This window comes from Microvirga pakistanensis (assembly GCF_004458765.1).
GTDB classification, from domain to species: Bacteria; Pseudomonadota; Alphaproteobacteria; order Rhizobiales; family Beijerinckiaceae; genus Microvirga; species Microvirga pakistanensis.
On sequence record NZ_SPJX01000450.1, the window covers coordinates 1 to 223 of the forward strand.

1 protein-coding gene is annotated in these 223 nt (G+C 70.0%); it reads right to left on the reverse strand.

Going from position 1 to position 223, the window contains the following annotated elements:
* The coding region (locus tag E4K09_RS29320; protein WP_166802421.1) for a hypothetical protein at window positions 1–223 on the reverse strand (223 nt) is incomplete at both ends.

Genomic DNA, 223 nt, shown 5'->3' on the forward strand with positions numbered 1-223 from the left:
CCCCGGCAAGCGGGCAAGCTCCTCAAAGGCGGCGAGGAGGTATTCCGCGTCGCTGTCCGTCGGGCGCACGCGGAAGTGCTCACGCTGCCGCAGCTGCGCCAGTTCCAGCCGGTCCCCCACGCCAGAGACGATGGGGCGATCGAGCAGGCCGTTGTCCTCGAGGAAGCGCAGGAAAACGAGCGCCAGGATCCAGTGCACGGCCGCCTGATCGACCGCGGCGGAG